Below are 6,456 nucleotides of genomic sequence, written 5' to 3'. Positions count from 1 at the left end.
GATCGTCGACCGCGACGAGAAGATCGTGCGCGAGGTCTGGGACCGCGACGAGGCCATCAAGCACTTCAAGGAGATCGGCGAGGCCTACAAGGCCGAGATCATCTCCGACCTGCCGGCCGGCGAGGAGATCAGCGTCTATCGCCAGGGCCAGTGGAAGGACCTGTGCCTGGGGCCGCACCTGCCCTCGACGAAGCATGTGGGCAAGGCCTTCAAGCTGACCAAGCTGGCCGGCGCCTATTGGCGCGGCGACCACCGCAACGCCCAGCTCCAACGGATCTACGGCACGGCCTGGGCCAGCGAGGCCGACCTGGCCGCCCATCTGCTGCGCCTGGAGGAGGCCGAGAAGCGCGACCACCGCAAGATCGGCCGCGCCATGGACCTCTTCCACCTGCAGGAAGAGGCCAAGGGGATGATCTTCTGGCACCCCAAGGGCTGGACCTTCTACCGCACGGTGGAGGCCTATATGCGCCGCCGCCTGGACGCCGACGGCTATGTGGAGGTCAAGGCGCCCCAGATCATGGACCGGAACCTCTGGGAGAAGTCCGGCCACTGGGAGAAGTTCGGCGCGGCGATGTTCACGTGTGAAACGACGGAAGGCGAAGAGCTGGCCGTTAAACCGATGAACTGTCCGGGACACGTGCAGATCTTCAACTTCGGCCAAAAATCCTATCGCGACCTGCCGCTGCGGATGGCGGAGTTCGGCGCCTGCCACCGCTACGAGCCCTCCGGGGCTCTGCACGGCATCATGCGCCTGCGCGCCTTCACCCAGGACGACGCCCACATCTTCTGCCGCGAGGAGCAGATCGAGGAAGAGACGACCAAGTTCGTCCGCCTGCTGAACTCGGTCTATGCCGACTTCGGTCTGGAGCTGCACAGCGTGAAGCTGGCCCTGCGGCCCGACCTGCGCGCCGGATCCGACGAGGTCTGGGACATCGCCGAAGAGAAGCTGGACCGCGCGGCGCGCCAGGCGATCAACATGCCGATCGAACGTCTGCCCGGCGAAGGCGCCTTTTACGGCCCGAAGCTGGAGTTCCACCTGCGCGACGCCATCGGCCGGACCTGGCAGTGCGGCACGCTGCAGCTCGACTTCGTGCTGCCCGAGCGGTTGGAGGCCGAATACATCGCCGAGGACGGCTCCAAGCAACGGCCGGTGATGCTCCACCGGGCCATCTGCGGCTCCATGGAGCGGTTCATGGGGGTGGTGATCGAGAACTATGCGGGGTCGTTCCCGCTGTGGCTGGCGCCCACCCAGGTGGTCGTCGCCACAATTACGTCAGACGCCAATGATTATGCCTTGCAGGTCGCTCAAGAATTGAGCGCGGCGGGCCTGCGCGTCGAAACCGACCTGCGGAACGAAAAGATCAACTACAAGGTGCGTGAGCACAGCCTCGCCAAGACGCCGGTCATCGCCGTCGTCGGTCGGCGCGAGGCCGAGGAGGGCAAGGTGGCTTTGAGGCGCCTCGGATCGGACGGGCAACAGATTCTGTCTCTGGCTGACGCGGTGAAGGTGCTTGCCTTGGACGCCGACGCGCCTGATGTTGCTCGACACGCCATGGGCCAGACCGCTGCGGCTCGCGGCGCGGTCGGGGCCAGGGAGGCTGGATGAACGGCATCGCCGCACCGATCGTCGCCTACGAGCCCTCGCCGACGCAGGACTTCCTGAAGCCCCGCCGCAAGGTGTCGGTGGTGATGGTCGTCTACATGACCGGCGAGGCCCTCGAGCAGAGCCTGCATTGCGTCCTGGCCGATCCCCTGGTCGACGAACTCGTGGTCGTCGACAACGGGTCGACCCGGATCGAGGCGGCCCGCCTGAAGGGCCTGGCCGAACGTGACGGCCGAGTTCGTCTGGTCAGCGGCCACGGCAATGTGGGCTTCGCGCGCGGGGCCAATCTGGGGGCCAACCAGGCGCACGGCGACGTGCTGGTGTTCCTCAATCCAGACGCCTTCCTGCAGCCCGGCGCCATCGCCGAGCTGATCCGGGCCATCGAGGGCCGGCCGGCGCCCTGCATCGTCGGCGGGCGGGTGCTGAACGCCGACCGCACCGAGCAGCGCGGCGCCCGGCGCGGCGATATCACGCTCACCAGCGCCCTGCTCAGCCTCTCGCACCTGGCCCAGCACGTGCCGGCCTGGCGCCGCTACGAGGTGCACTGGGAGAACGAGGCCGCCCCGGACGCTGTGGCGGCGGTGCCGACCATCTCCGGCGCCTGCTTCTGCATGCGTCGCGAGGATTTCGCCGCCCTGCAGGGGTTCGACGAAGGCTATTTCCTGCACGTCGAGGACGTGGACCTGTGCTGGCGCGTGCGCGAGGCCGGGGGTGAGGTGCTGTTCCAGCCCAAGGCCGAGGTGATCCATCTGGGCCACACCAGCCACGCCAGCCCGCTGAAAGTGGAGTTCCACAAGGGCGTGGGCCTGGCCCGCTACTTCCGCAAGCGCGCTGTCAGCCTCACCGACCGCGTGACCGCCTGGGTGCTCTCCCCGCTGATCGTCTGCACGGCCGTTGTGCGCCCGGTGATGTGGCGCTTCCGCGGACGGGCGGCGTAACCGGCTACTGCGGAAACACGCCCGCGCGGCTGACCGAGGCGGCGGGCGGCTTGCCCAGGATGCCCGACATCCACTTGGCGGTCTCGATCAGCTTGCCGATGTCGTAGCCGGTCTCGAACCCCGCGCGCTCCAGCATGTAGACCAGGTCCTCGGTGCCGATATTGCCCGTGGCGTCCGGGGCGAAGGGGCAGCCGCCCAGGCCGCCGCAGCTGGCGTCCAGGATATCGACCCCGGCTTCGACCCCGGCATAGGCGTTGGCCAGGCCCGTATTGCGGGTGTCGTGGAAGTGCAGGCGCAGGGGGATATCGCCGGTCACCTTGCGCACCGCCTCGACCCGGGCGCGGACCATCCAGGGATCGGCCACGCCGATGGTGTCGGCCAGCGCGATCTCATCGACCCTGGCGGCGGCGGCCTCGGCGGCCAGGGCCACCACCCGGTCCTGCGGCACCTCCCCGTCGAAGGGACAGCCGAAGGCGGTGGAGAACGTGACCGAGATAGGCGGGCCGCCCTCGGCGGCCTTGCGCTGGGCGATCGCGTGCATGGCGGCGATCTGTTCGGCCACCGAGGCGCCCTGGTTGCGGATGCCGAAGCCGTCCGAGCAGCAGACCACCACATTGGCCTCGTCACAGGCGGCCGCCACCGCACGCTCCCAGCCGCGCATGTTCAGCACCAGGCCGATGCGCGAGAGGGCGGGGTCGGACGCCATGCCGGCCATCATCTCCTCGGCGCCGGCCATCTGCGGCACGCGCTTGGGATTGACGAAGGACACCACCTCCATGCGCTTGGCGCCCGCGGCGTCCAGGCGTGCGATGAACTCGAGCTTCTGGTCGGTGTTCAGCACCGTGCTCTCGTTCTGCAGCCCGTCGCGCGGGCCGACCTCGACGATCTCGATAAAGCGGCTCATGGACTCACAGATGGGATGGGGGCGTAGAGCCGTAAAGACGTCTCGTCGCCGTTGGAATAGTCCAGGCCGTCGATCCTGGCGATTTCACGGGCCCTGACCCGGCTGGCTTTCATCGCGGCCTCGAAGGCGGCCTGCTCGCGGCCCTCGATCACCGCCGGACGCTGCTGGGCCAGGGCTTCCACCGCCTGATCGACCCCGCCCAGGTCGGTGGGGGTGCCCAGCGCGAAGACCAGGCTGGGCTCGGCGTAACCGGCCACGGCCACCGGCGCCGGGGCGATACCCTGGCGCGGCAGCAGGCGGGCGTCGGACAGGGCCTGTTCCGTGCGGGCCGACAGCCAGAGCGGCGCCAGCCGCGGCGCGAAGAGCGCGGCGAAGGCGCCGTGGCCGAGGATGGTCAGCACGCCGGCCGCGGCGATGGCCTTGCCCGCCTGGCCGCGCCACAGCAGCCAGGCGCCGCAGACCCCGGCCCCGGCCAGCAGCAGGGCGGTGAGGACGGCGGCGGGCCAGTCGGTCGGATCGCCATAGAGGGTGGTCAGGTAGACGACGCCGATCGCCAGCACGCCGCCCGCCAGCACCGAGAGCGCGATCCCCGTCCAGCGGACCACGAACCCGAGCGGCGCGCGCAGCACTGCCGCGGCCATCAGCCAGGCCAGGGCCCCATAGGTCGGCAGGGTGTAGTGCACCAGCTTGGTCGGCGTGGCCTCGAACACGATCCAGGCCGGGATCAGCCAGCACAGGGCGAACTTGACACCGGGCTGGTGGCGCTGGTTCCAGCCGAGCGCCAGGGCCGCGGGCAGCAGCAGGGCGCCCGGAAAGATCAGCAAGGGGGCCAGCAGGGTGTGGTAGCCGGGCGGGGCGCCATGGCTCTCCTGGCCGCCGACGAGCTTCGGCGCGAAGTCGGCGCCGAAGGCGGTGGTCCAGAAGCCGCCGTCGGTGGCGACCGTCACCGCCCCGGCCCAGGGCCCGACGACGGCGGCCAGGATGATCAGGCCCCAGATCCAGCCGAGGTCCTTCAGCCAGCGCCACTTGCGGTCCCAGAGGCTGAGCGACAGGGCCGTCAGCACCACCACCATCAGCCCCACCGGGCCCTTGACCAGGATCGCGCCAGACAGGCCCAGCCAGAACAGCAGCCGGGTGACGCGGGGCGCCTTTCCGCCCTCGCGACCGGCGGCGTAGATCCGCGCCAGGGCGGCCATGGCCAGGGTCGTGGTTCCCGCCAGCACCGCGTCGGTCTTGGCGATGAAGGCCTCTGTGGAGAGCAGGAAGGTCGAGCCTAGGATCGCCCCGGCCAGCAGGCCCGTCGGGCCGCCGAAGAAGACACTCGCCCCCCAGGCGCAGGCCGCCGCCGCCAGCATGGCGCCCAGCAGCGAGGGCAGGCGATAGGCCCAGATCTCGCGGGCCTCGGCCTCCGAGAAGGCCGCCACGCTGGCGGCTTGCAGCCAGTGGATGCCCACGGGTTTCTTGAACCGCGGCTCGTCCTGGAACCGGATGACGATGAACTCGCCGGTCTCCAGCATCTGGGCGGTGGCCTGGGCGAAGCGGCTCTCGTCGCGGTCGAGCGGCGGCATGGCGAAGACGCCCGGCAGGCCGGCAAGGAAGGCGATCAGGGCGGCGATGGCGGGACCCCGCCAGCCGCGGCCGTACCTCTCAAGGACCGCTTCGAGACTCATGGCCGCGTTGATAGCACGATCCTTTCGCGCGCCGACTTTTCCGCTATGGAGAGACATGGCCGATATCAAGCCCGACATTTCCGTGGTCGTCCCCGTCTTCGACGAGGAGGGCGCGGCTCCGGAACTCGCCCGCGAGATCGCCCAGGCCTTCGCTGGCCGCAGCTTCGAGATCGTTTTCGTCGACGACCGCAGCCGCGACGCGACCCGCGCCGCCCTGATGGCGCTGAAGCCGTCCATCCCCCAGCTGCGGGTGCTGACCCATACGGCCAATTCGGGCCAGAGCCGTTCGATCCGCACCGGGATCCTCGCGGCGCGCGGCGACGTCATCGTCACCCTGGACGGCGACGGCCAGAACGATCCGGCCGACGGCCCGCAGCTCGTCGACGCCCTGATGGCCGGTCCCGACGACCTGGTCCTGGTGGGCGGCGAGCGGGTCAAGCGCCGGGACAGCCGCGCCAAGAAGCTGGCCTCGAAGTTCGGCAACGGCGTGCGCAAGTCGCTGCTCAAGGACACCGCCAACGACACCGGTTGCGGGCTGAAGGCCTTCCGCCGCGAGGCCTTCCTGCGGCTTCCCTATTTCGACCACATCCACCGCTACCTGCCGGCCTTGATGATGCGCGAGGGCTACCGGGTCGAGTTTCGGCCGGTGAACCATCGCCACCGGCAGACGGGGGTGTCGAAATACACCAATCTCGGCCGGCTCTGGGCCTCGCTCTCCGACCTGCTGGGCGTCATGTGGCTGCAGTCCCGCGCCCGCCTGCCGGGGGCGGTCGAGGAGCTATAGCGGCGCTAGCTTGCCGCGCGGGCCGAAACAGCGGAATTTCGGGACTGTCCCAATCGGGGAGGGATCACCGATGTTCGCCGCCTTGCCGCTGCTGGCCCTGCCGGTGCTCGCTTACAACCTGGTCGCCCTGACCCTGGCAGGCGGGTTCTCCTCGGTGGAGGCCAATATCCGCATGGCCGAGCCGCTGTTCAACATCGCCATGACCTCGACGGCGCAGTGGCCGGTGAACCTGGGCGACATCCTGATCGCCGCGGGCCTGATCGTGCTGTTCATCGAACTGCTGAAATCCACCACCAGCCGGCGGACCGCCATCGTCAACCACGCCTTGTCGATGCTGCTGTTCGTGGCCTGCCTGGTGGAGTTCCTGCTGGCCCCGGCCTTCGCGACCTCGACCTTCTTCCTCTTGACCCTGATGGTGCTGCTAGACGTGCTGGCGGGGTTCATCGTCACCATCGTCACGGCTCGCCGCGACGTGGGATTCGGCGTCGATCCCGACTAGGTGAGCGCCGAGAAGATCAGGGTGATGACGGCGACGTCGAGGAAGCGGATGGCGAGCG

The 6,456-nt window shown here is 69.3% G+C and carries 6 protein-coding genes; 4 read left to right on the top strand and 2 right to left on the bottom strand.

The features are described from left to right. Together thrS and Q8Q88_RS09940 are read left to right on the top strand one after the other, a co-directional pair. Window positions 1-1,606, top strand: a 1,606-nt coding sequence (gene thrS / locus Q8Q88_RS09945) for a threonine--tRNA ligase (RefSeq protein WP_305675037.1), incomplete at its 5' end; no start/stop codon positions are given. Then, window positions 1,603-2,541 carry a glycosyltransferase family 2 protein gene (locus Q8Q88_RS09940; protein WP_305675036.1) on the top strand — a complete coding sequence of 313 codons (939 nt, stop codon included), beginning with the start codon at window positions 1,603-1,605 and terminating at the stop codon, window positions 2,539-2,541. The genes thrS and Q8Q88_RS09940, both read left to right, overlap by 4 nt. Before the next feature lie 4 nt (window positions 2,542-2,545). Here the strand turns inward: Q8Q88_RS09940 and Q8Q88_RS09935 are convergent, their stop codons facing one another. Together Q8Q88_RS09935 and Q8Q88_RS09930 are read right to left on the bottom strand one after the other, a co-directional pair. Further along, window positions 2,546-3,445 (bottom strand): hydroxymethylglutaryl-CoA lyase, encoded by a 900-nt coding sequence (locus Q8Q88_RS09935; protein ID WP_305675035.1) that lies wholly within the window; start codon window positions 3,443-3,445, stop codon window positions 2,546-2,548. Continuing rightward, window positions 3,442-5,115 carry a glycosyltransferase family 39 protein gene (locus Q8Q88_RS09930; RefSeq protein WP_305675034.1) on the bottom strand — a complete coding sequence of 558 codons (1,674 nt, stop codon included), beginning with the start codon at window positions 5,113-5,115 and terminating at the stop codon, window positions 3,442-3,444. Before Q8Q88_RS09930 ends, Q8Q88_RS09935 begins: the two co-directional genes overlap by 4 nt. Before the next feature lie 55 nt (window positions 5,116-5,170). Between Q8Q88_RS09930 and Q8Q88_RS09925 the strand changes: the two genes are divergently transcribed. Together Q8Q88_RS09925 and Q8Q88_RS09920 are read left to right on the top strand one after the other, a co-directional pair. After that, on the top strand, window positions 5,171-5,899 hold the full coding sequence (locus tag Q8Q88_RS09925; RefSeq protein WP_305675033.1) for a glycosyltransferase family 2 protein: 729 nt from the start codon (window positions 5,171-5,173) through the stop codon (window positions 5,897-5,899). Between the two features lie 70 nt (window positions 5,900-5,969). Next, window positions 5,970-6,398, top strand: coding sequence for a hypothetical protein (locus Q8Q88_RS09920; protein ID WP_305675032.1), 429 nt, complete (start codon window positions 5,970-5,972; stop codon window positions 6,396-6,398). The last annotated feature ends 58 nt before the right edge of the window (window positions 6,399-6,456 follow it).

The sequence above is a fragment of the Phenylobacterium sp. genome (assembly GCF_030697925.1).
Lineage (GTDB): Bacteria > Pseudomonadota > Alphaproteobacteria > Caulobacterales > Caulobacteraceae > Phenylobacterium.
The sequence above is the reverse complement of the archived record's forward strand: the minus strand, read 5'-3'. Positions and strand labels throughout refer to the sequence as shown.

Bases quoted from the DNA above. Each gene is read 5' to 3' on its own strand.
- Q8Q88_RS09940 (WP_305675036.1), top strand. From the start codon at position 1,603: ATGAACGGCATCGCCGCACCGATCGTCGCCTACGAGCCCTCGCCGACG.
- Q8Q88_RS09935 (WP_305675035.1), bottom strand. From the start codon at position 3,445: ATGAGCCGCTTTATCGAGATCGTCGAGGTCGGCCCGCGCGACGGGCTG.
- Q8Q88_RS09930 (WP_305675034.1), bottom strand. From the start codon at position 5,115: ATGAGTCTCGAAGCGGTCCTTGAGAGGTACGGCCGCGGCTGGCGGGGT.
- Q8Q88_RS09925 (WP_305675033.1), top strand. From the start codon at position 5,171: ATGGCCGATATCAAGCCCGACATTTCCGTGGTCGTCCCCGTCTTCGAC.
- Q8Q88_RS09920 (WP_305675032.1), top strand. From the start codon at position 5,970: ATGTTCGCCGCCTTGCCGCTGCTGGCCCTGCCGGTGCTCGCTTACAAC.